Here is a 21,095-nt window from a genome sequence, read left to right as displayed (position 1 = left end):
GTGCTCACGGCCGGGACGCGGCGAAGAACGGCATGGAGTCCAGGGGGACGACCTCGATGTTCTTGCCGGTGCGCGGCGCGTGGATGGCCTTGCCGTTGCCGACGTACATGCCGTTGTGCTGGTTGTCGTTGTACCAGTAGATGATGTCGCCCGGCTGCAGGTCCGACTTGGACACCTTGCGGCCCGCGTCGTACATCTGCTTGACCGTGCGGGGCAGGGACACACCCGCCGAACGCCAGGACGCTCCCACGAGTCCTGAGCAGTCGTAGGAGTTGGGGCCGGTCGAACCCCACTCGTACGGCTTGCCGAGCTGCGCGTACGCGAAGTCGAGGGCGGTCTTGGCGCGGCCGCTCGCGGGGCCGTTGTAGGTGGCGGGGGAGTCGCTGGCGCCCGCGGAGGCGTCGTCGCGCTCCTGGGCGGCCTCCATCCTGGCGCGCTGCTGGGCGGTCAGGCTGTTCAGGAGCTTGCGCGCCTCGGCGAGCTTGCCCTGGACCTCGTCCTTCTTCTCGGCGGCCTTGGCGCGCGTCTCCTCCAGGGCCTTCAGGCGCTTCTGGGCGTCCGCGCGTTCCTGCGTCAGTTCGCGCTGCTTGGCCTGCATCGCCCGCAGGGCGTCGGCCTGGCGGCTGCTCGTCCGGTCCAGCATCTCGGCCTGGTCGAGGTAGTCGTCCGGGTCGCCGGACAGGAACAGCTGCACACTCGCGTCGATGCCGCCGCTGCGGTACTGCGCGGCGGCCAACGGGCCGATCTGCTCCCGCAGTTCATTGAGCTCCTGCTGCTTGCGGGCCAGCCGGTCCCGCGCGCCGTCCACCTCGCGCCGCAGCTTCTCCTGCTTCTCGCTGACGGCGTTGAACTCCTCCGTGGGAGCCTCGGCCTCCTCGTAGAGCTCCTCGACCTGCTTGCGCACGTCGTCCACCGAGGGGTTCGGCGCGGCCTGGCTCTGCGTCGGCAGGAGGCTGACGGCGCCGGCGGCCATGCCGAGGGTGGCTATCCGGGCACGGCCGGGCGGCTTCGGCCGACGGTGGGTTCCCATCGTGGGGTGACTCCTCTGCGCGGTCTGTGTACCAGGCGACGGGCCGGCGGCCGTCGTACCGGCGCCCGGGGCGCCGACGGTCGAGCGCTCTAGAACTTAGTAGCTTAGTAGTTCGTATCGCAAGTGAGTACGAGTCACATACGTCTCGCGGGGCGCCTCGCGGGGCTGTCTCACACGCGTCTCACAGGCGTCCCACGGGAATCGGTCAGCCGAGCCCGTGCGGGCAGGCGACCAGCAAGGGCAGCAGCACAACCGCCACGGCCACGGCGGCGACCGAACCCCACAGAGCCGGGTGGGGCGCCTTGCGCGGACCGAGGATGCGCGTCAGGCGGATGAGGACGGTGTGGCCGCCCGCGGCGAGCGCGCCCTTGGGGGCGCGGGCCGCGGCCATTTCGTACATGGCGGTGGCCAGCACCTCGTGGGAGTGGCTGCGCAGGGCCCGGTCGTCCGCGACCATCTCCAGCAGCAGCGCCGTCTGTTCGCGGGCGTGGCGGGCCAGCGGGAGCCGGCGGAACACCGAATGGAAGGCCTCCACGGAGGCCAGGACCAGGTGGTGGCGGCCCGCGATGTGCGCCTGCTCGTGCTCCAGTACGGCACCCAGCTGATCCGGCGACAGTTCGCGCACGGCCGCGTCGCTGATCACGATCCGGGGACGGCGGCCGGGCAGGCAGTACGCGGCGGGGATGTCGTACGGCAGGACGGTGGCGCTCAGCCGTGGCGAGTGACGGCCCACCAGGTCGAGGGCCCTTCGGCGCACGGTGCGGGCCCGGCGGGCGCGCATCGAGTGGAAGGCGAAGCTGCCCGTCAGGGCGATCGCGACGGCGGCCGGCACACCGACGGCCAGTCGGTGCGCCGTGTGGGGGTCGGCCTCACCCGCTCGCACATGAAGCCCGCAGGAGTGCAGCAGGCCCACCAGGCCCGCGTGCAGGTGCTCGGTCGGCATGGCGAGGTTGTACGCGGAGAGCGCGACCCCGATCGAGAAGGCGACCGCGAGGGCGTGCCACACGGCGGCGGCCAGGGCGGGCGCCTGGTGCGGCCAAGCCGCCCGCAGCATCAGGCGCGGGGCGACGAGACCCACCGCGGCCGTGTAGCCGATGAGGACGGGCGCCGCGTTCAAGACTTCGCCTGTCGACCGACGTTCCGCAGTGCCTTCCGCAGGGCGGCCACCTCTTCCTCGGACATGTTCTCGACGAAGTGGACCAGCGCGGCCGGGCGGTCCTTGCTCTCTCCCAGGCCGTCCTCCATGAGCGCGGCGGCGTACGCCTCGCGACTGCGGACGGGCGTGTAGAGCCAGGCGCGGCCCTGCTTGCTCCGGAGCAGCCAGCCCTTGGTGTACAGGATGTTGGTGACGGTCATCACCGTGGTGTACGCGACAGGCCGGGTTTTGTTGATGTCGTCGACGACCTCGCGCACCGTGGCCGGACGGTTCCACGTCCAGAGACGGTCCATGATCTCCGCCTCGAGCTCCCCCAGCCGCCGCATGGACCTGACTCCCTTTCACCACCGAATGCGCGAGCGAATACGCAAGGTCACATGGTAGACGGCTGGTCTCCCGGACCTACTCGGGTGCGCCCGGGATGCGAGGGAGCAATGGCCTGTGCCTACCATGGCGCCGTGACGCGCCTCGTACAGTTCGCCCCTCGACCGCAACCGGTGTTGCGGTCCTGCGGGCTGCTCGTGGGCGCTCTGCTGCTGGGCCTGCTCGGTATGCACGGTCTCGGACCGGTGCCGGAGGCCGCGGCCTCCGGGGGACACGACCGGACGGTGGCGGCCGCGGGTGCGGACATGGGCGTCATGGCGTCCATGCCCAACACGTGTGATCACGACGGCGACTGCCAAGGTCATGCGCACCACGCGGATCCGACCTGTGCCTCCGCGTCGGTGGCCGGGGCTCCCGGTGTGGTGCCCGTGTTGCTGCCCGATGTGGTGGCCGGGGCCGCAGCACCACTCGCGCGTACCTCGCCGGGCGGCAGTGGACCCGACGGCGGCCGGGCGCCGCCTTCGCTCTCCGAACTCCAACTCCTGCGGATATAGGGCGATCCGCGTGACGCCGCATGCCCATCAGGGCGCGGCGCCGCGTATCCGCACGCCCTTTTCGGATCCATCCCAGGAGTTCCAGCATGACCGCACGCCGCACGTTCGTCCGCCGTACCGCCCTCGCCGCCACCACGGGAGTGGCCGCTCTCGTGCTCGCCGCCTGTGGGGGTGATGACGGCGGTCACGACATGGGCTCCATGGAGTCCGGCTCCGGCGCGTCCGCGTCCACGTCAGCGTCCGCGTCGGCCGAGGCCGGCGAACACAACGACGCCGACGTCGACTTCGCCACGGAGATGATCCAGCACCACCGCCAGGCCGTCGAGATGGCCGACCTGGCCGCCGACCGTGCCTCCTCGCAGGAGGTCAAGGACCTCGCCACGAAGATCAAGGGGGCGCAGGACCCGGAGATCAAGACGATGTCCGGCTGGCTCACCTCGTGGGGCGAGGAGGTTCCCGAGGACATGTCGTCCTCCATGCCGGGCATGGACCACGACATGTCGTCCTCCATGCCCGGCATGATGGGCAGCGAGGACATGGGCAAGCTGGACAAGGCCTCCGGTGCCGAGTTCGACGAGATGTTCCTCGACATGATGGTCCAGCACCACGAGGGCGCCGTCGAGATGGCCAAGACGGAGAAGGCCGACGGCAAGTACAGCCCCGCCGTGAAGCTCGCGGACGGCGTGATCACGGCCCAGACCGCCGAGATCGGGCAGATGAACAAGATGCTCGGCAAGAGCTGACGCGGTGCCATGAGGCGGTGGGGGGCCCGGGGGGGGCCCCCGGGGCCCCCCCCGGGGGGGGGGGGGGCCCCCCCCCCCCCCCCCCCACCGCTGTCGTGCGCTTCGCCCGCTCCCGCTCCCGCTCCCGCTCCCGCCCCGAACCGGCCCCGGCCCCGGCTGCCGTCGTGCCGACTTCCGGCGCGGATGCCCTGCCGACGGTCAGTTACGGGAAGCCTGTTGTGGCCCCAGGGAGCGTTCCGTCACCCGGGTCAGATGCCGGGTGAAGACCTCGCGGGTGTCCGGGGTGAGCGTGCGCAGGGCCACCAGGGCCGTGATCACGACGTCGCACAGCTCGCCCTGGACGTCCTCCCAGGTGTGGGTGACACCCTTGCGCGGGTTCTGACCGGTCGCCCCGATCACCGCCTGGGCGACCTCGCCGACCTCCTCCGACAGCTTCAGCATGCGCAGGAGCAGCCCCCGTTCGCCGTCGATCGGACCGCTCGCCTCCAGCCAGCTCCACAGGTCGTCGACGGAGCTCCAGAGGTCCGGGTTCGCGCCGGTCGTGCGGTCGATCCCCGCCGTGCCGGTCGTGTCGGTCGGGCCGACGATCCCGGTCGGGCCCGGCGTCCCGGCGATCCCGGTCGTGTCGGTCGTGCTCGTCGTCCCGGCGATCCCCGTCGTGCCGGTCGTCTCGGGAGAGGTGGCCTGATCAGTCATGCGGGAAGCCTGTCACGCGGTCGTGTCGCGGGACACCACGCGTCTCCCCGAACCTCTACTCGCCTCTCTCGCCTCTACTCGCCGAACGTCTCCTCGAACAACGCCTCCTGCTCGCCCTCCGACGCCTTCCGCAGCCGCCGGTTGCGGGCGCCCACGACCAGCGCCGTGACCAGCCCGGTCGCCGCGAACGCCGCCGGGATCATCCAGTTCCGGTTGACCGCGTGGCCGAGCGCGTGGTCCAGGGAGAGCCGGCCGGGCCCGGTCACGGCGAGACTGGCCGCGGTCAGGCCCAAGGAGGCGGCGTACTCGTAGCCGCCGCTCGCGTTGAAGAAGCCGTTCGGTGTGTGCACCGCGGCCGCGCCCGCCATCGCCCCGGCCGCCGCCGCCCCGGCCGCCGGGGTCGCCAGGCCCAGCGCCAGCAGTGTGCCGCCGCCGGCCTCGGCCAGCCCCGCCGCCGCGGCGCTCTGCTTCCCGGGCGCGTACCCGACGGACTCGAAGAACTGGCCGGTGCCCTCCAGACCGTGTCCACCGAACCACCCGAACAGCTTCTGTGTGCCGTGCGCGGCCAGCACGCCGCCGGCCCCCAGCCGGAGTAGCAGCAGGCCCAGATCACGTCGGTCGTAAAAGCTCACGATGACTCCCGGAACAGACAGAAGGGATGCCCCACGCCTATCCACCGTCGCATCGCTCACACCCCCCGGCCCCGCCCGAGGTGCCGTTCGGGTGGCGCGCCCCCGACGGCGGTGTGAGTCTGACTGCCATGACGATTCAGACCGCCAGACTGAGTGACCCGGCCGTCCGCGCCTTCGTCACCGCCGTCAACGCCCATGACCGCGAGGCCTTCACGAATCTCCTCGCCCCCGGCGCGACCATGGCGGACGACGGTTCCGAGCGCGACCTCGACGAGTGGACCGACCGGGAGATCTTCACCTCCCACGGCCACATGGAGGTCGACAACGAGTCCCAGGGCGGCCGCACCCTCCTCGCCCGCTACAGCAACGACGCCTGGGGCGAGATGCGCACCCGGTGGAGCTTCACGGTCGAGGACGACGGCAGGATCTCCCGCTTCGAGACCGGTCAGGCATAACGCGCGCAGAAAACGCTTGCCCTCGCGTGCACTCCAACTCCTAGCTTCTACGGCATGGAGACCACACGGACACTGGGCCGCACCGGCATAGAGGTCAGCGCTCTCGGCTTCGGCTGCTGGGCGATCGGCGGTGAGTGGCAGGACACCGACGGGCAGCCGCTCGGCTGGGGCAAGGTCGACGACGAGGAGTCGGTACGGGCGGTCCGGCGCGCCCTCGATCTGGGCGTCACCTTCTTCGACACCGCGGACACCTACGGCGCCGGCCACAGCGAACGCGTCCTCGGCCGGGCCCTGGGCAAGCGCCGGGACGACGTGGTCGTCGCCACCAAGTGGGGCAACGTCTTCGACGAGGAGACCCGCACACTCACCGGCGGCGACGACACCCCGGCGTACGCCCGCCGCGCACTGACCGCGTCCCTGAAGCGCCTCGGCACGGACCACATCGACCTCTACCAGCTGCACCTTTCGGACGCCGACCCGCAGCGCGCGGCCGAACTGCGCGACACCTGCGAGGAGTTCGTGCGCGACGGGCTCATCCGGGCCTACGCCTGGAGCACCGACGACCCGGCCCGCGCCGCCGTCTTCGCGGAGGGGGAGCACTGCGCGGCCGTACAGCACGCGATCAACGTGTTGCAGGACGCGTCCGACATGCTGGCCCTGTGCGAGGAGTCGGACCTGGCGAGCATCAACCGCAGCCCGCTCGCCATGGGGTTGCTGACCGGGAAGCGGCACGGGCCGCTGGAGGCCGGGGACATCCGCAGCCGTCCGCCGCAGTGGTTGCAGGGATTCGAGGAGGGTTCCGGTGCCGCCTCCGACTGGGTCGCCCGCGTCGACGCGTTGAAGGAGATCCTCACCAGCGACGGCCGTACGCCCGCCCAGGGCGCCCTCGCCTGGCTGTGGGCCCGCAGCCCGCGCACCGTCCCGATCCCCGGCTTCCGCTCGGTCGCCCAGGCCGAACAGAACGCGGGCGCGATCGAGAAGGGACCGCTCACCGCCGGGCAGATGGCCGAGGTCGACCGGATCCTCGGGCGCTGAGCGGCCCCTCCGCGCGCATCAGAGGCGCACGGCCTGTCCGGTCAGGCCGGCGATGGGCGCCGGAGCCGACGTTCATGCGGCAGCCGTTCCATCGCACCGGTGCGTACCCCGCGATCTCTCGCGGGCGTCCACCCCCACCCGGTGCGGCGGAACGGCTGCCGCCTCCCCCCTCGGGAGTGGTCGGCGGAAGACCTCTCCTCCAACTGTGAAGCTCTTGTGGAGGAGGTGAAGAGCATAAGCCTGTGATCGGCCCGAATGGGGCGGAGGGTCCCATTCCGCTTGTGCAGGTTGAGCCCTTGAGCACCTGAGCCGATCGCTCAGCCGCGCCCCACGTACGGCATCGCCGTCGCCAGCACCGTTGCGAACTGCACGTTCGCCTCCAGCGGCAGCTCCGCCATGTGCCGCACGGTCCGCGCGACATCGGCGACGTCCATCACGGGTTCGGGCGTGATCTCCCCGCCTGCCTGGAGCGCCCCGGTCCGCATCCGTTCGGTCATGTCGGTCGCCGCGTTGCCGATGTCGATCTGCCCGACAGCGATGCCGTACGGCCGCCCGTCGAGGGACAGGGATTTGGTGAGACCCGTCAGCGCGTGCTTGGTCGCGGTGTAGGCGACCGAGTGCGGCCGGGGCGTGTGCGCCGAGATGGACCCGTTGTTGATGATCCGGCCGCCCCGCGGGTCCTGCTCCTTCATCTGGCGGTACGCCGCCTGCGCGCACAGGAACGCCCCGTTGAGGTTGGTGTCCACCACGTGCCGCCAGGCGTCGTACGGCAGTTCCTCGACGGGCACCCCGCCAGGACCGAACGTCCCCGCGTTGTTGAACAGCAGGTCGACGCGCCCGAAGCGGTCCACGGTGGCGGCGAACAGCGCGGCCACCTCGTCCGGCCGCGACACATCGGTGCGTACGGCGATCGAGGCGCTTCCGGTGCCTTCGGGCGCCAGCGCCGCCGTCCCCTCCAGCGTCTTGGTCCGGCGGCCCGCCAGCGCCACCGACCAGCCCGCGCGCAACAGCTCCACGGCGACCGCGCGGCCGATGCCGGAGCCCGCGCCGGTCACCACCGCGATCCTCGAATCTTTCGCAGTTTGCATGGCATTCATGGGCCCGCAGCGTACGGGAGGGCCCGGGCGGGGTCCGCCATGCGGAACTCATCCGTCCGCCATCTGGGTGTTGTGTACGTGCCAAGCGGTTGTCGTTCCCGGCCACTCCAATTGCCTCCTGCATCCATCAGTCAGGGGAGGACCGGATGACACTCGACACCCGCCCGTCACAACACGCCCCCGAACTGCGCGCGGTAGCCCGGCACATGAGCCGCCGCCGCTTCCTGACCGTCACCGGCGCCGCCGCGGCGCTCGCCTTCTCGGTGAACCTGCCGGCCGCCGGCACGGCGAGCGCCGCCGAGCTCGACGCCGCGAAGATCACCGTGAACCCCTTCACCCTCGGTGTCGCGTCGGGCGACCCGTTGCCCGACTCCGTGCTCCTGTGGACCCGCCTCGCCCCTGTCCCGTTCCAGCCCGACGGCGGCCTCCCGGCCGAACGCGTCCTGGTTCAGTGGGAGTTGGCGCACGACGAGCGGTTCCGCCGGATCGCCAGACGTGGCACGGCCGTGGCGCACCCCGAGTTCCACCACACGGTCCACGCCGAGGTCGGCCATCTCGACTCCGACCGCGTCTTCTACTACCGCTTCCGCGCGGGCAGTTGGATCAGCCCCACCGGCCGCACCCGCACCACACCGGCCAGCGGCAGCCGCACCTCGGCCCTCACCTTCGCCGCGGTCTCCTGCCAGGCGTACACCGACGGCTACTTCACCCCGTACGGCCATCTCGCCGCCGAGGACGTCGACGTGGTCTTCCACCTCGGGGACTACCTCTACGAGTACGCGGTCAACTCGGTGGGCGGCTACCGCAACTACACCGACCGCACCCTCCCCGCGGTGTTCAACCGCGAGACGGTCACCCTGGAGGACTACCGCCTGCGCTACGCCCTCTACAAGTCCGACCCGGACCTGATGGCCGTGCACGCCGCGCACCCCTTCGTCGTCACCTGGGACGACCACGAGACCGAGAACAACTACGCCGACGACATCCCGGAGAACAGCGTCCCGCCGGAGGAGTTCCTGCTGCGCCGCGCCGCCGCCTACCGCGCCTACTGGGAGAACCAGCCGCTGCGCAGCCCGCAGCGGCCCACCGGGCCGGACATGCGGCTCTACCGACGCCTGCACTGGGGCCGGCTCGCCCAGTTCGACGTCCTCGACACCCGCCAGTACCGCTCCGACCAGGCCTACGGCGACGGCCTCGACCTGCCCGGCCCCGAGATCGACGACCCGTCGCGCACGATGACCGGCGAGACCCAGGAGCGGTGGCTGCTCGACGGCTGGCGCGACTCACGGGCCCTGTGGAACGTCGTACCGCAGCAGGTGAACTTCTCGCAGCGCAAGCTCGACCTCACGGACCCGGCACGGCTGTCGATGGACGCCTGGGACGGCTACCGGGCCTCCCGCCGCCGGATCCTCGACGGGGCCAAGGCGGCCGGGCTCGACAACCTGATGGTCCTCACCGGGGACGTGCACGTCGCCTACGCCTACGACATCAAGGACGACTTCGACGACCCGTCCTCCCGCACCCTCGGCACGGAGATCGTCGGATCGTCGATCTCCAGCGGCCGGGACGGCGCCGACAGGCCCACCACCTGGGACACGTACACCCGGGCCAACCCGCACATGAGGTTCTACAACGGGCTGCGCGGCTACGTGACCGTCGAGCTGGGCCGCGAGCAGGCGCGGGCCGACTTCAGGAGCGTGCCGTACGTGACCACGCCCGGGGCGCCGATCGCGACGGCCGCGTCCTTCGTGACCGAGGTAGGGAACCAGGGGCTCACGCCGGCGTGAGCCCGGCCGCGAGGTCCTCTCCCGGATAGCGGACGCCGACGCGCTCCCGTATCGCGTCGAGCGTCCGCATCACGGCCAGGGTGCCGTCGAGCGGGACGAGCGGGGACTCGCTCTCGCCGGCCCGCAGGGCGCGCATGACCTCGAGGGCCTCGTGCCGGAGGCTGCCGCGGGAACCGTCCGCAGGGTCGGCCGCGAACTCCTCGGGGTCGTGGCCGTCGCGGTGCAGCACGAAGCGGTCGGTGTGGAAGAAGCCGTACGGGATGTCGATGCGGCCCAGCGAGCCGGTGACGGACGCGGTGGTGGCCGTACCGCCGATGAGGGAGCAGTGCACCGAGGCGAGCGCGCCGCTGTCCCAGGAGAGCAGGGCGCCCGTCTGGAGGTCGACGCCCTCGGCGGACAACGTGGCGCGCGCCGCGATGTCCGACGGCTCCCCGAGCAGCAGGTGGGCGAACGACACCGGGTAGACGCCGAGGTCGAGCAGCGCGCCGCCGCCCTGCGCAGGGTCACGCAGCCGGTGGGTGGGCGGGAAGGGACCGGCCAGCCCGAAGTCGGCGTGCACACTGCGCACTTCGCCGATCGCGCCGTCCCGCACCAGGTCGGCGAGGCGGCGGATCAGCGGGTTGCAGTACATCCACATGGCCTCCATCAGGAAGCTCCCGCGTTCCTTCGCCAGCGCGACCAGCTCCTCGGCCTCGCGCGCGTTCAGCGTGAACGCCTTCTCGCACAGCACGTTCCGCCCGGCCGTAAGGCACAGCCCGGCGGCCGCCCGGTGTGCCGAGTGCGGGGTGGCGACGTACACGACATCGATGTCCCCGTCCTGGGCGAGCGCGTCCCAGCCGCCGTACGCCCGGGGGATCCCGAACCGCTCCGCGAACGCCTTCGCCGACTCCTCGGTCCGCGAGGCCACCGCCACGACCTCCGCGTCCGGCAGATCCACCAGGTCCGCGGTGAACGCCGCCGCGATCCCGCCCGTCGCCAGAATCCCCCAGCGCACCCTCTGCTCCGTCGCCATCCCGGCCCCACCCTCGTTCACGTGACCCTCGGCACTCTGTACGAGCTGAGAGCATAGGTGCCGGATCACTCGGAGAGGGAGGGGCACATGCCCGAGCACGGGGCAACGACACCGGACGTGTCACGGGCGGCCGTACCGACGAAGGAACCGGCCGCCCGCGCGCTGCGCCGCACCGGCCTGCTGGTCACGCTCATCCTCGGCGGCCTCACCGCCACGCCCCCGCTGGCGATGGACATGTACCTCCCCGCCCTCCCGGAGGTCACCGACGCCCTGCACGCGCCCGCCGCGACCGTCCAGCTCACCCTCACCGCCTGCCTCCTCGGCATGGCACTCGGGCAGCTGGTCGTCGGCCCGATGAGCGACCGGTGGGGCCGCAGGCGCCCCCTGCTCGTCGGCCTCGCGGTGTACGTCGTCGCCACCGCACTGTGCGCGCTCGCGCCCACCGTCGAGCTCCTGGTCGCCTTCCGGCTGGCGCAGGGACTCGCGGGCGCGGCCGGGATAGTGATCGCGCGGGCCGTCGTACGCGACCTCCACGACGGCATGGCCATGGCCCGCTTCTTCTCCACCCTCATGCTGATCTCCGGCGTCGCCCCGATCATCGCGCCGCTCATCGGCGGGCAGATCCTGCGGGTGACGGACTGGCGGGGCGTGTTCGTGGTGCTGACAGTCGTCGGCGCGCTGCTGGCCGGGGTGGTGTGGGCGAAGCTCCCCGAGACCCTCGCCCCCGCCGAACGCCACTCCGGGGGCGTCGGCGAGGCACTGCGCGCGATGCGGAGGCTGCTCGCCGACGGCGCCTTCTCCGGCTACATGCTCACGGGCGGCTTCTCCTTCGCGGCCCTCTTCGCCTACATCTCCGCCTCGCCGTTCGTCATCCAGGAGATCTACGGCGCCTCCCCGCAGACCTTCAGCATGCTGTTCGGGCTCAACTCCGTCGGCCTGGTGATCGTCGGCCAGATCAACGGCAAGGTGCTGGTCGGGCGGGTGAGCCTCGACCGGGTACTGGCGGTGGGCCTCGGGATCGTGATCCTCGCGGCGACCGCCCTGCTCCTGATGGCGCTGGGCGCGTTCGGCGAGGTCGGTCTCGCCCCCGTGGCCGCCGCCCTGTTCGTCCTGATGTCGGCGATGGGCGTCACCCTGCCCAACGCCCAGGCGCTCGCCCTCATGCGCACCAAGCACGCCGCCGGCTCCGCGTCCGCCCTGCTCGGCACGTCCTCCTTCCTCATCGGAGCGATCGCCTCCCCGCTCGTCGGCGTAGCCGGTGAGCGCACCGCCGTCCCCATGGCCGTCGTCCAACTGGCCGCCGCGGTGGTGGCACTGGCCTGTTTCGTGGGAATGTGCCGTCCTCGGAACGGACGTGCGAAGCCGACAGTGGGGGAGGAGAACTGAGCGCACCGAGACTGCGCGGCGACACCCCGGAGCGGGCCGGGCTCGACCCCGACGAACTCCGACACCTGGCCCGGCAGGTCCACGACCTCACCGCGGGCGAGCGCCCCTGGGCGGCGGGCGCCGTCGTGGTCGCCGGGCGCGGCCCGGTGATCGCCGTCGAGGAGGCGGCCGGCTGGGCCGTCCGATACGCGTCCTACGACCCCGAGGCGGACGCGGGCGTGGAACTGCCGCCCGGGTCCCGCGTCCCGATGACCGTCGACACCCCCTTCGACCTGGCCTCCCTCACCAAGCTGTTCACCTCGGTCGCCGCCGTGCAGCAGATCGAACGCGGCACACTCGGCATCGACGCGCGCGTCGGCGCGTACCTCCCCGACTTCCGGGCGGCCGCCGAGCACGGCATCACCGTACGAGAGCTGCTCACCCACACCTCCGGCCTGCGCCCCGAACTCCCCCTCCACGACTGCGCCGACGACGCGGAACGCCTGGCGATGCTGCGGGCGGAGCTGCCGGTGGGGGTGCCCGGCACCTACACCTACTCGGACCTGAACCTTCTCCTCCTCCAGCACGTCCTGGAACGCGTCACCGGCCGTACCCTCGACGTCCTCGTCCACGACGGCATCACCCGCCCCCTCGGCATGACCTCCACCTGCTTCGGCCCCTGCCCCGGCGCGGCGGCCACGGAGGACCAGCGCCGGCCGTGGGCCAAGGCCGACCGCGGGATGCTGTGGGGCGTGGTCCACGACGAGAACGCCTGGGCCCTGGGCGGCGTGGCCGGCCACGCGGGTCTGTTCTCCACCGGCCGGGACCTCGCGGTCTTCTGCCGTACGTTGCTGGTGGGCGGCGCGTACGGACCGGCCCGCATCCTCGGCCCGGACTTCGTGGAACTGATGCTGACCCCGCCCGGGCTGGGCTTCGCCCTCGACCAGCCGTGGTTCATGGGCGAGCTGGCGGGGCGGGGAGCGGCGGGCCACACGGGCTTCACGGGAACCTCCCTGGTGCTGGACCGGGCGACGGACACGTTCGTGGTCCTGCTGGCCAACACGGTCCATCCCCGACGACGCGTGCCGGACAGCAGACCGCGGGCGCGGGCGGCGACGTGGGTGGCGCGGGCGGTGCGGGGCACGTAGCGGGATCTGGGGGCGCAGACCCCGGGAGGCCCACCTCTCGACCGACCGAGACGGGTGGTGGGTGGGCGTAGGCCCGGGGGTCGGGGGGCGGAGCCCCCAGCGAGGTCCGCGCCGGCGCCCAGCACTCGTAGACTCGCCTGGTGAACGACCCCGCATCTCCGGCGGACGCCCTCCGCGCAGCCCTCGCCGCCCTGCTCGACGGCCTCCCGCCCCGTCAGGCCGCGCAGGCGGTCGACCGCCTGATCGCCAGCTACCGGGGAGCCACCCCCACCGACGCCCCGATCCTCCGGGACCGCGCCGACGTGGTCGCGTACGCCGCCTACCGGATGCCCGCGACCTTCGAGGCGGTGCACTCCGCGCTGGAGGCGTTCGCCGAGGCCGTACCGGACTGGGCACCCGGCAGCCACATCGACGTCGGCGGCGGCACCGGTGCCGCGACCTGGGCCGTCACCTCGACCTGGCCCGGCGAGCGCCCCGTCACCGTCCTCGACTGGGCCGAACCCGCCCTCGCCCTCGGCCGCGAAGTCGCCGTCGCCAACCCCGCGTTGCGCACCGCGAACTGGCGGCGCGCCCGGATCGGCCCGGCGCTCACCCTCGACGCCACCGACCTGGTCACCGTGTCCTACGTCCTCAACGAGCTCACCGCCCCCGACCGGGCCGCCCTCGTCGACGCCGCCGCGACCGCCGCGCAGGCCGTCGTGATCGTCGAAGCCGGCACCCCCGACGGCTACGCCCGCGTCATCGAGGCCCGCGACCGTCTGATCGCCGGCGGCTTCCAGGTCGCCGCGCCCTGTCCGCACAGCGCCGGCTGTCCCATCGTCCCGGGCGAGGACTGGTGCCACTTCTCGGCGCGGGTCAGCCGCTCCTCCCTCCATCGCCAGGTCAAGGGCGGGTCCCTGGCCTACGAGGACGAGAAGTTCGCCTACGTCGCGGCCGCGCGCTTCCCCGTCGCGCCGGCATCCTCCCGCGTCGTCCGGCGACCCCAGATCCGGAAGGGGCAGGTGCTTCTCGACCTCTGCGAGCCCGACGAGCGCCTGACCCGCCGCACGATCACCAAACGCCACGGCGACCTCTACAAGTCGGCCCGCGACGCGAACTGGGGCGACCCCTGGCCCCCGTGACGCCGACCTTTCCTCGCCCCCGCCGCCCCTTCCCGTCCCGTCCCTGGGGGCTGCGCCCCCAGGCCCCCCTGTCGCGCTTCGCGCTCGTCCTCAAACGCCGGACGGGCTGAAATCAGCCCCTCCGGCGTTTGAAGAGCGGGGGTTTGGGGGCGGAGCCCCAGGCGAAAGAGGCCGCGAGACGCGCCGTCTCACCTGGCTGCTACCGTCGACCCATGGTCAAGCAGCCCGCCCCCGACACCACCCGCCGCAGCGAGAAGTCCCGCCGCGCGATCTACGACGCCGCCCTCGCGCTCGTCGCCGAGGTCGGCTACCCCAAGACCACCATCGAGGGCATCGCCGCCCGCGCCGGCGTCGGCAAGCAGACGATCTACCGATGGTGGTCCTCGAAGGCGGAGGTCCTGCTGGAGGCGTTCCTCGATCTGAGCGACCAGGCGTCACGGGAGGCGGGCGCGCAGGACGCGTACGTCATCCCGGACACCGGCGACCTCGCCGCCGACCTCAAGGCCGTACTGCGGCTCACCGTCGACCAGCTCAAGGACCCCCGTTTCGAGGCCCCGTCCAGGGCCCTGGCCGCCGAGGGCGTGGTCAACGAGGACGTCGGCCGGACCTTCATGACCAAGCTCCTCGAACCCTCGCTCCAGCTGTACGTCGACCGGGTGCGCGCCGCGCAGGAGGCGGGCCAGGTCCGCGAGGACATCGACCCCCGTATCGCCCTCGAACTCTGGGTCTCCCCGCTCGCCCAGCGCTGGCTGCAGTACACCGGTCCGATCTCCTACGAGTACACCGACACCCTCGTCGACTACGCCCTCCACGGACTCGCGCCCAGATGAGCTCGCCCGGCGGCCCGCCGTGCCAGCCGCCCCGGCGCGTCCGTGATGATCCCGTCGCAGCCCAGCGCCAGCGCCCGGTCCCGCTCGGCGGGAGTGACGACGGTGTGCGCCCACACACGCGGGATGCCGGAGCGCACCGCCCGCAGCAGGTCGGCGTCCCGCGCCCGGTGGTCGACGTCGAGCAGATCGACGTAGGACCGCCAGCGCTCGGGTCGGTCCCGGCGCAGTTGCGCCGCCGAGCGCCACAGCTGGGCGAGCAGGCCCAGACGATGGACCCGCCGTGCCACCTCCGGGTCGTTGGAGTTGACGAAGACCGAGCGGGTCAGGCCCCGGGCGCGGATCATCCCGGCCAGCGGGCTCACGCTGCGCGGGTCCTTCGCCTCCAGCATCAGCACGATCCGCCCGCCGAAGCGGTCCAGGACCTCCGCCACCGTCGGCGGCCGCTCCGACCGCCAGCTCCCGGGCAGCGAGGCCCGCGGCCGCAGCCGTACCCCCTGCCATTCCCGCACGTCCAGCCCGCGCACCTCACCGCCGAGGAACGTCGTCCGGTTCAGGGTCGGATCGTGCAGCACGACGAGCGTGCCGTCGCGCAACATCCGCGTGTCGGCGTCCAGCACCTGCGCCGTGCCGCGCCGATAGGCCGCCATCAGCCCCGACATGCTGTTCTCGGGCACCTCGCGGGCACCGCCGCGATGGGCGACGTACGTCACGTGGGGCAAGGAGCCCACGGTCAGCGGCCCGGCACCCCACTCCAGCGGGTTCGTCGGCCCCGTGAGAGTCAGCGAGACCACGGAGGCCGCCGAGGCCAGACCGGTCAACGCGATCCATGTGACCATGGCGACCACGGTAGGGGGGTAAATCGCGACAAAGCGCGCAATGACACTCGATCCATGTGACAGGCCTCCCTCGCCCCACCCATCCCTGTTGTCGGCTCCGCCCCCCCGGAGCTCGGGAAAGTGGGACCATGGGGCATGCTGTTCCGCACAACAGCGAGGCGAGGGGATAGATGAGCGCGGAGTTCGGCGGTCGCACCGGTCGGCAGGGCAAAATCTCCCAGTGGCTGCGTGGTCGCCGCCCGAAGGAGGCCGTCGGCGACGACGGTCGTGAGGCCCTGCTGCTCGCCGCCGCCGGAGCGGGGCTGCCGCTGGCGCCCGCCGCGTATCCCGCGCCCGGCTACGGCTGTTCCTGCGACCGCGTCGGCTGTCCCACCCCGGCCCGGCACCCCGTGTCGTTCGCCTGGCAGACCCAGTCGACGACCGACCGCGGGCAGATCGAGCGCTGGGCCCGGCACCAGCCGCAGGCCAACTTCATCACCGCGACCGGCATGGTGCACGACGTCCTGGACGTGCCGCTGGAGGTGGGCCGGGAAGCGCTGGACCGGCTGCTCGCCTCCGGCATCGAGGTCGGCCCGGTCGCCGAGAGCGGCGACGGCCGCCTGCTGTTCTTCACCCTCACCCGCGGCACCCCCGAGGAGGAGGACGAGTGGTGGCCGTGCCAGCTGGACTGCCACCCCGAGACGATGGACGAGCACCCGGGCCTGCGCTGGCACTGCCGCGGTTCCTACGTCCTCGTGCCGCCCTCCCGGCTCCCCGGTGACGACCAGCCGGTGCACTGGGTCCGCGGCCTCGAACATCCGCTGCCCGACCCGCTGACCCTCCTGGAAGTGCTCACCGACGCCTGCGCCCGCTACGTCGGCGAACCCGACCACGCGACCTCGGGCTGGCCCTCGCGCCGCTGACCGGGCCCGTCGCGTCCGCCGCCTACTCGCCCTGCGCCGACGTCATCCCCTGGATCCGGCTCAGCACCGCCACCGCCTGGTCGCCCGACCCCTTCGCCGGGTCCAGGGCCACCTCGTTGGAGACGAACTGCATGGTGAGCGACTGCTTGATCTCACCGGTGGTCAGGGCGAGGACGTCCTTGTTGGGCGCCGGGACCGACGTGCCCGGCGCGGCCGTCCGCTTCTCGTAGTGGTGGGTGGTGAAGAACACCAGCGCCCCGCCGTCCGCCGTGCGCAGCGCCAGCGGCGCGTAGTCGCCGCTCGTCAGGGGCTCGTCGATGTACTGCGTGACCATGCCGGGCCTGCGCTCGTTCTCCTCGCGCGCCGCACGCCACTGGTCGGTGTTCACGCCGTCGGCGAAGGTCTCCCCGCCCGCCTTGAGGTACGACGCGTAGCTCTTGCTCAAGTCGCCCGGCGCGACGGCCAGTTCGGTCGAGTTCACCGGCACGGGCTCGGCGAAGCCGTCCGCGTCCTTCTTGAACTCCGGCACCTTCCCCGGCGGGACCAGCGTCAGGTACGCCACCTCCCACGGCTCGGCGAGGCCGCCCCGCGTGAACACGAGCAGCCAGCGCAGGGTGCCGCCCTTGTTGCCGGCCGCGTCCGCGACGAACCAGCGCGGCCAGCCCGCCTTCTTCGGGATCGTGTACTTCGCGTCCGTCAGCTTCAGCGGGGTGTGCGCCGGATTGCCGTCCGGGTTGTTCGCGGCGCCCGCCTTCAGCCGGGCCCGGTCGATGTCCTCCAGGGCACCGGTGACGAAGTCGGCGTCCAGGGAACTGTCGTACTCCTTGTCGGCCTTGTTGTACGCGTTCGTGAACTGCTGGAGAGCCTTGGCGGCCTCCGCCCGCGTCGCCGCGGGCAGCACCTCCCGCTCCCCGTGCACCACCATGCATCCGCTCGCCGTCAGCGACAAAGCGGTCACCGAGGTTGCTATCCGTGCGCTCCGGTCAAGACTGCGGAGCCTTCGAGGGCCGCGATCCCTGCTCATCAGGTTCCTTCACCTTCCCCTTCCCGGAGGCGAACCCTACCGGGGCGAGGAAAAGCGCGAGCGTCGGGATCAAGTACAGCAGCCACACCGTGACCTGAAGGACCGTCGGATCGGGCTGGAAGTTGAAGACGCCCTTGAGGAGAGTGCCGTACCAACTGTCCGGGGGGATGGTCCCGGTGATGTCGAAGGCCTTGTCGGTCAGCCCCGGCAGCCAGTCGGCCTCCTGGAGGTCGTGGAAGCCGTACGCCAGCACGCCCGCCGCCACCACGACCAGCATGCCGCCGGTCCAGGTGAAGAACTTGGCGAGGTTGATGCGCACCGCGCCCCGGTAGAACAGCCAGCCGAGGAACACCGCCGTCGCGATGCCCAGGCCGACGCCGACCAGCGGGCGCGGGGTGCCGTCGCTCGCCGCGTGCACCGACGCCCATACGAACAGGGCGGTTTCCAGGCCCTCCCGGCCCACGGCGAGGAAGGCGGTGGCGACCAGGGCGCCGGTGCCCATCTGGAGGGCGGCGTCCAGCTTGCCGTGCAGCTCGGACTTGAGGTGCCGGGCGGTGCGCCGCATCCAGAACACCATCCACGTCACCAGGCCCACCGCGAGGATCGACAGGGAGCCGCCGAGCGCCTCCTGCGCCTCGAACGTCAGCTCCTGGGAGCCGAACTCGAGGGCGCAGCCGAACCCGAGCGCGAGGGCGATCGCGACGCCGATGCCGATCCAGATGGGCTTCAGCGCGTCCCGGCGGTCCGTCTTGACCAGGTAGGCGATGAGGATGCAGACGACGAGGCTGGCCTCCAGCCCCTCGCGCAGGCCGATCAGGTAGTTGGAGAACACGGCTCAGGCCTCCTCGGTCAGCAGTGTGCTGCCCCACCAGTCGTCCTTGCCGCGGACGCCGGGCGGGACCGCGAACACCGCGGAACCCACGTGCTGGATGTACTCGTTGAGCGCGTCCGTGGCCAGGTTGCGCTGGACCTGGACGAAGCCCTTGCGGACGTCCCGCTGGTAGGCCAGGAAGAACAGGCCGGCGTCGAGGCGGCCGAGGCCGTCCGTGCCGTCGGTGAAGGAGTAGCCGCGGCGCAGGAGGGTTGCCCCGTGGTTGGAGTCGGGGTGCGCGAGCCGCACGTGCGCGTCGGGCTTCATCGCCTTCAGGAAAGGCTTGTCGCGTTCCTTGGCCTTGCCGACCGGGGCGCCCTCGCCCTTGTCGCGGCCGAAGATGTCCTCCTGCTCCTGCAGCGAGGTGCGGTCCCAGGTCTCGATGTGCATCCGGATGCGGCGGGCGACGAGGTAGGAGCCGCCGGCCATCCAGTCGGGGCCGTCCTTCGGGTCCACCCAGACGAACTTCTTCAGGCGGTCGGCCTCCGTGCCTGCGATGTTGCGGGTGCCGTCCTTGAAGCCCATCAGGTTGCGCGGGGTCTGTGCCTCGGGTGTCGTGGACGAGGTCTTGCCGAAGCCGAGCTGCGACCAGCGGATGACGACCTTGCCGAAGCCGATGCGGGCCAGGTTGCGGATCGCGTGCACGGCGACCTGGGGGTCGTCCGCGCAGGCCTGGATGCACAGGTCGCCGCCGCTGCGGTTCTTGTCGAGGTTGTCGCCGGCGAACTTGGGCAGGTCGATCAGGGCTTCAGGGCGCTTGTCCTTGAGCCCGAACTTCTCGAACAGCGACGGCCCGAACCCGATCGTCAGCGTCAGCCGCGACGGCTTCAGCCCCAGCGCCTCGCCGGTGTCGTCCGGCGGAGCCTCGGCGAGACCGCCATACGCGCCCTCGCCGACCACGTGCCCGGCGGTCATCCTCCGCGCGGCCGCGGTCCAGTCCTTCAGCATCTGCACGAAGGCGGCTCGGTCGTCGGTGGTCACGTCGAACGCGGCGAAGTGCAGCCGGTCCTGCACGGGTGTCGAGATGCCCGCCTGATGGGTGCCGTGGAAGGCGATCGCGGCGCCCATCGAGGCGCCGGCCGGGTCGGCGTCGTCGGCGAAGTCGCCGGCGCCGGTCATCGCGACCGTGCCGCCGGCCGCGACGGCACCGAGCGCGAGCCCGGCACCGCCCCAGCCGATCAGCGCGCGCCGGGAGGGAGTGGTGGCTTCCGCGGAGTTGTCCGTCATGACCGTCTCCCCTCTACTACTTCGCTACGACGGCGGCGGCGAGCTTGGACAGCGGCTCCGCGAGCGCGTTCACCGCGTCCGACAGCTCCTTCTGCTCTGCCTTGCTGACCTTGTCGTACGAGGTGAAGTCGTACGACGACGTGTTCGGCCGGTACTTGTCCAGCCGCGTGTTCAGCGCGGAGAACTGCTTGTCCAGCTCGGTGACCAGCGCCGCGTCGTTCTCCTTCGCCACCGGCTTGAGCAGCTCGTACGACTTCTCGGCGCCCTCGACGTTGGCCTTGAAGTCGACGAGGTCGGTGTGCGAGTAGCGCTCCTCCTCGCCGGTGACCTTGCCGGTGGCGACCTCGTCGAGGAGTTCCTTGGCGCCGTTGGCCATCGAGGTCGGGGTGATGTCGGCCTTGCCGACCCGCTCCTGCCAGTCCTTCAGGTCGGCGATCAGCTGGTCGGCGAGGGTCTTCTCCTCGGCACCGATCTTCTTGTCCTCCCAGAGGGCCTTCTCCAGGCGGTGCCAGCCGGTGAACTTCTGGCCGTCCTCCAGGCCGTCCGCGCGGACGTCGACCTTCGGGTCGATGTCACCGAAGGACTCCGCGACCGGCTCGGTGCGCTCCCAGCCGATGCGCGAGGGAGCGTAGGCCTTCTTGGCGGCCTCGATGTCGCCGTCCTTGACCGCCTTGGCGAAGGTCTCGGCGAGCGGCAGCGTCTCGTCGGCCTGGGCCTGCACATACGCCCGGTAGGAGGCGACGGCCTTGTCCAGGCGCGGGTCGCGCTTGGCGACCGTGCCGCCGGTGGCCTTGACGTTCTGGCGGATGCCGTCGCCCTTCATGCCGGGCTTGCAGGCGATCGTGTAGTCGCCGGCCTTCACCTCGGCGGTGACCTTCTGCTTGGTGCCAGGGCCGATGTTCTCGCGCTCGGTCACGATCCGGTCGTCCGGGAACAGGACGTAGACCTCGGTGACCTTGGAGCCCTTGTTCTCGATGGCGAGCTCGATGTGCCCGGCCGGGAACTCCTTCTTGGACACCTCGCACTTGTCGTCCGTCGCCGTCACGTCGATGACCCGGTCGTCGCTCCCCGAGCTGCCCTTCTCGGTGCAGCCGGTGACGGCGGCCAGCGCCGCCGCGGTGGCGACAGCGGTGAGGGCGGAGAATCTGACGGCTCGCATGCGGGCTCCAAGGAATGGCCGAAAAATACGCGTGACGGGCCTCACGTAAGGTGAGGCTCGCCTAACGTACCTAAGCTTTTCCTGTGTCTTA

General features: G+C 71.7%; 22 protein-coding genes. 10 read left to right on the top strand and 12 right to left on the bottom strand.

From position 1 onward, the window contains the following. Positions 1-4: 4 nt before the first annotated feature. From ACFYO2_RS02855 to ACFYO2_RS02845, 3 genes are all read right to left on the bottom strand, one after another. Complete coding sequence (locus ACFYO2_RS02855; protein ID WP_388343078.1) at positions 5-1,030, bottom strand: NlpC/P60 family protein; 1,026 nt, start codon at positions 1,028-1,030, stop codon at positions 5-7. Positions 1,031-1,235: 205 nt separating this feature from the next. After that, positions 1,236-2,147, bottom strand: coding sequence for a M56 family metallopeptidase (locus ACFYO2_RS02850; RefSeq protein WP_388343075.1), 912 nt, complete (start codon positions 2,145-2,147; stop codon positions 1,236-1,238). Further along, positions 2,144-2,512 carry a BlaI/MecI/CopY family transcriptional regulator gene (locus tag ACFYO2_RS02845; RefSeq protein WP_388343073.1) on the bottom strand — a complete coding sequence of 123 codons (369 nt, stop codon included), beginning with the start codon at positions 2,510-2,512 and terminating at the stop codon, positions 2,144-2,146. The genes ACFYO2_RS02850 and ACFYO2_RS02845 overlap by 4 nt, the downstream gene beginning before the upstream one ends. A gap of 132 nt (positions 2,513-2,644) precedes the next feature. Here ACFYO2_RS02845 and ACFYO2_RS02840 point away from each other — a divergent pair, with 132 nt between their 5' ends. Both ACFYO2_RS02840 and ACFYO2_RS02835 read left to right on the top strand, forming a co-directional pair. Continuing rightward, positions 2,645-3,064 (top strand): DUF6153 family protein, encoded by a 420-nt coding sequence (locus tag ACFYO2_RS02840; protein WP_388343071.1) that lies wholly within the window; start codon positions 2,645-2,647, stop codon positions 3,062-3,064. A gap of 86 nt (positions 3,065-3,150) precedes the next feature. Then, positions 3,151-3,807, top strand: a complete 657-nt coding sequence (locus tag ACFYO2_RS02835) for a DUF305 domain-containing protein (RefSeq protein WP_388343068.1) — start codon at positions 3,151-3,153, stop codon at positions 3,805-3,807. A gap of 198 nt (positions 3,808-4,005) precedes the next feature. Here ACFYO2_RS02835 and ACFYO2_RS02830 read toward each other — a convergent pair whose 3' ends face one another. Beyond that, on the bottom strand, positions 4,006-4,359 hold the full coding sequence (locus tag ACFYO2_RS02830; protein WP_388343963.1) for a MazG-like family protein: 354 nt from the start codon (positions 4,357-4,359) through the stop codon (positions 4,006-4,008). 218 nt (positions 4,360-4,577) lie between these two features. Continuing rightward, complete coding sequence (locus tag ACFYO2_RS02825) at positions 4,578-5,135, bottom strand: DoxX family protein (protein ID WP_388343065.1); 558 nt, start codon at positions 5,133-5,135, stop codon at positions 4,578-4,580. Between the two features lie 128 nt (positions 5,136-5,263). Between ACFYO2_RS02825 and ACFYO2_RS02820 the strand changes: the two genes are divergently transcribed. Both ACFYO2_RS02820 and ACFYO2_RS02815 read left to right on the top strand, forming a co-directional pair. Continuing rightward, a complete protein-coding gene (locus ACFYO2_RS02820; protein WP_388343062.1) occupies positions 5,264-5,590 on the top strand; it encodes a nuclear transport factor 2 family protein in 327 nt (108 codons plus the stop codon). Between the two features lie 54 nt (positions 5,591-5,644). Further along, positions 5,645-6,625: an aldo/keto reductase gene (locus ACFYO2_RS02815; protein WP_388343059.1), complete on the top strand. Its 981-nt coding sequence runs from the start codon at positions 5,645-5,647 to the stop codon at positions 6,623-6,625. 317 nt (positions 6,626-6,942) lie between these two features. Here ACFYO2_RS02815 and ACFYO2_RS02810 read toward each other — a convergent pair whose 3' ends face one another. Further along, on the bottom strand, positions 6,943-7,722 hold the full coding sequence (locus ACFYO2_RS02810) for an SDR family oxidoreductase (RefSeq protein WP_388343057.1): 780 nt from the start codon (positions 7,720-7,722) through the stop codon (positions 6,943-6,945). Positions 7,723-7,868: 146 nt separating this feature from the next. Here ACFYO2_RS02810 and ACFYO2_RS02805 point away from each other — a divergent pair, with 146 nt between their 5' ends. Next, entirely contained in the window at positions 7,869-9,509 is a 1,641-nt protein-coding gene (locus ACFYO2_RS02805; RefSeq protein ID WP_388343055.1) for an alkaline phosphatase D family protein, read from the top strand. Here ACFYO2_RS02805 and ACFYO2_RS02800 read toward each other — a convergent pair. Next, positions 9,496-10,521, bottom strand: a complete 1,026-nt coding sequence (locus ACFYO2_RS02800; protein ID WP_388343052.1) for a Gfo/Idh/MocA family protein — start codon at positions 10,519-10,521, stop codon at positions 9,496-9,498. The two genes, ACFYO2_RS02805 and ACFYO2_RS02800, sit on opposite strands and share 14 nt — an antisense overlap. Positions 10,522-10,608: 87 nt before the next feature. Between ACFYO2_RS02800 and ACFYO2_RS02795 the strand changes: the two genes are divergently transcribed. The 4 genes from ACFYO2_RS02795 (at position 10,609) to ACFYO2_RS02780 (ending at position 14,985) form a co-directional block, all read left to right on the top strand. Then, positions 10,609-11,907, top strand: a complete 1,299-nt coding sequence (locus tag ACFYO2_RS02795) for a multidrug effflux MFS transporter (protein ID WP_388343049.1) — start codon at positions 10,609-10,611, stop codon at positions 11,905-11,907. Next, a complete protein-coding gene (locus ACFYO2_RS02790) occupies positions 11,856-13,034 on the top strand; it encodes a serine hydrolase domain-containing protein (protein WP_388343046.1) in 1,179 nt (392 codons plus the stop codon). Before ACFYO2_RS02795 ends, ACFYO2_RS02790 begins: the two co-directional genes overlap by 52 nt. Positions 13,035-13,174: 140 nt before the next feature. Further along, positions 13,175-14,155 carry a small ribosomal subunit Rsm22 family protein gene (locus ACFYO2_RS02785; protein ID WP_388343043.1) on the top strand — a complete coding sequence of 327 codons (981 nt, stop codon included), beginning with the start codon at positions 13,175-13,177 and terminating at the stop codon, positions 14,153-14,155. A 212-nt stretch (positions 14,156-14,367) separates the two neighbouring features. Next, the gene (locus ACFYO2_RS02780) at positions 14,368-14,985 is read left to right on the top strand and encodes a TetR/AcrR family transcriptional regulator (RefSeq protein WP_388343042.1); all 618 of its coding nucleotides are present in this window, start codon (positions 14,368-14,370) and stop codon (positions 14,983-14,985) included. Here the strand turns inward: ACFYO2_RS02780 and ACFYO2_RS02775 are convergent. After that, a complete protein-coding gene (locus ACFYO2_RS02775; protein WP_388343040.1) occupies positions 14,955-15,821 on the bottom strand; it encodes a glycerophosphodiester phosphodiesterase in 867 nt (288 codons plus the stop codon). The two genes, ACFYO2_RS02780 and ACFYO2_RS02775, sit on opposite strands and share 31 nt — an antisense overlap. Before the next feature lie 170 nt (positions 15,822-15,991). Between ACFYO2_RS02775 and ACFYO2_RS02770 the strand changes: the two genes are divergently transcribed. Next, entirely contained in the window at positions 15,992-16,723 is a 732-nt protein-coding gene (locus ACFYO2_RS02770) for a bifunctional DNA primase/polymerase (RefSeq protein ID WP_388343038.1), read from the top strand. A gap of 22 nt (positions 16,724-16,745) precedes the next feature. On the opposite strand, the gene ACFYO2_RS02765 is transcribed toward ACFYO2_RS02770, so the two are convergent. From ACFYO2_RS02765 to efeO, 4 genes are read right to left on the bottom strand one after another with little or no spacing between them, the layout of a single operon-like run. Further along, positions 16,746-17,747: a hypothetical protein gene (locus ACFYO2_RS02765; protein ID WP_388343036.1), complete on the bottom strand. Its 1,002-nt coding sequence runs from the start codon at positions 17,745-17,747 to the stop codon at positions 16,746-16,748. Further along, on the bottom strand, positions 17,707-18,579 hold the full coding sequence (gene efeU, locus ACFYO2_RS02760) for an iron uptake transporter permease EfeU (protein ID WP_388343035.1): 873 nt from the start codon (positions 18,577-18,579) through the stop codon (positions 17,707-17,709). Before efeU ends, ACFYO2_RS02765 begins: the two co-directional genes overlap by 41 nt. Positions 18,580-18,582: 3 nt before the next feature. Then, entirely contained in the window at positions 18,583-19,845 is a 1,263-nt protein-coding gene (efeB, locus tag ACFYO2_RS02755) for an iron uptake transporter deferrochelatase/peroxidase subunit (RefSeq protein WP_388343032.1), read from the bottom strand. 16 nt (positions 19,846-19,861) lie between these two features. Further along, a complete protein-coding gene (gene efeO, locus ACFYO2_RS02750; protein ID WP_388343030.1) occupies positions 19,862-21,004 on the bottom strand; it encodes an iron uptake system protein EfeO in 1,143 nt (380 codons plus the stop codon). Positions 21,005-21,095 lie beyond the last annotated feature (91 nt).

Origin of the sequence: Streptomyces sp. NPDC006602 (genome assembly GCF_042870385.1) — a bacterium.
Lineage (GTDB): Bacteria > Actinomycetota > Actinomycetes > Streptomycetales > Streptomycetaceae > Streptomyces.
Note: the sequence above shows the minus strand (reverse complement) of the source record. Positions and strands in the feature narration are given on the sequence as shown.

Excerpts from the sequence above, each read along its gene's own strand:
- ACFYO2_RS02815 (WP_388343059.1), top strand. The coding sequence starts at position 5,645 with ATGGAGACCACACGGACACTGGGCCGCACCGGCATAGAGGTCAGCGCT.
- ACFYO2_RS02855 (WP_388343078.1), bottom strand. The coding sequence starts at position 1,030 with ATGGGAACCCACCGTCGGCCGAAGCCGCCCGGCCGTGCCCGGATAGCC.
- ACFYO2_RS02820 (WP_388343062.1), top strand. The coding sequence starts at position 5,264 with ATGACGATTCAGACCGCCAGACTGAGTGACCCGGCCGTCCGCGCCTTC.
- ACFYO2_RS02835 (WP_388343068.1), top strand. The coding sequence starts at position 3,151 with ATGACCGCACGCCGCACGTTCGTCCGCCGTACCGCCCTCGCCGCCACC.
- efeO (WP_388343030.1), bottom strand. The coding sequence starts at position 21,004 with ATGCGAGCCGTCAGATTCTCCGCCCTCACCGCTGTCGCCACCGCGGCG.
- ACFYO2_RS02805 (WP_388343055.1), top strand. The coding sequence starts at position 7,869 with ATGACACTCGACACCCGCCCGTCACAACACGCCCCCGAACTGCGCGCG.
- ACFYO2_RS02765 (WP_388343036.1), bottom strand. The coding sequence starts at position 17,747 with ATGAGCAGGGATCGCGGCCCTCGAAGGCTCCGCAGTCTTGACCGGAGC.
- ACFYO2_RS02800 (WP_388343052.1), bottom strand. The coding sequence starts at position 10,521 with ATGGCGACGGAGCAGAGGGTGCGCTGGGGGATTCTGGCGACGGGCGGG.
- ACFYO2_RS02845 (WP_388343073.1), bottom strand. The coding sequence starts at position 2,512 with ATGCGGCGGCTGGGGGAGCTCGAGGCGGAGATCATGGACCGTCTCTGG.
- ACFYO2_RS02775 (WP_388343040.1), bottom strand. The coding sequence starts at position 15,821 with ATGGTCACATGGATCGCGTTGACCGGTCTGGCCTCGGCGGCCTCCGTG.
- ACFYO2_RS02770 (WP_388343038.1), top strand. The coding sequence starts at position 15,992 with ATGAGCGCGGAGTTCGGCGGTCGCACCGGTCGGCAGGGCAAAATCTCC.
- ACFYO2_RS02795 (WP_388343049.1), top strand. The coding sequence starts at position 10,609 with ATGCCCGAGCACGGGGCAACGACACCGGACGTGTCACGGGCGGCCGTA.
- efeB (WP_388343032.1), bottom strand. The coding sequence starts at position 19,845 with ATGACGGACAACTCCGCGGAAGCCACCACTCCCTCCCGGCGCGCGCTG.
- ACFYO2_RS02810 (WP_388343057.1), bottom strand. The coding sequence starts at position 7,722 with ATGAATGCCATGCAAACTGCGAAAGATTCGAGGATCGCGGTGGTGACC.
- ACFYO2_RS02780 (WP_388343042.1), top strand. The coding sequence starts at position 14,368 with ATGGTCAAGCAGCCCGCCCCCGACACCACCCGCCGCAGCGAGAAGTCC.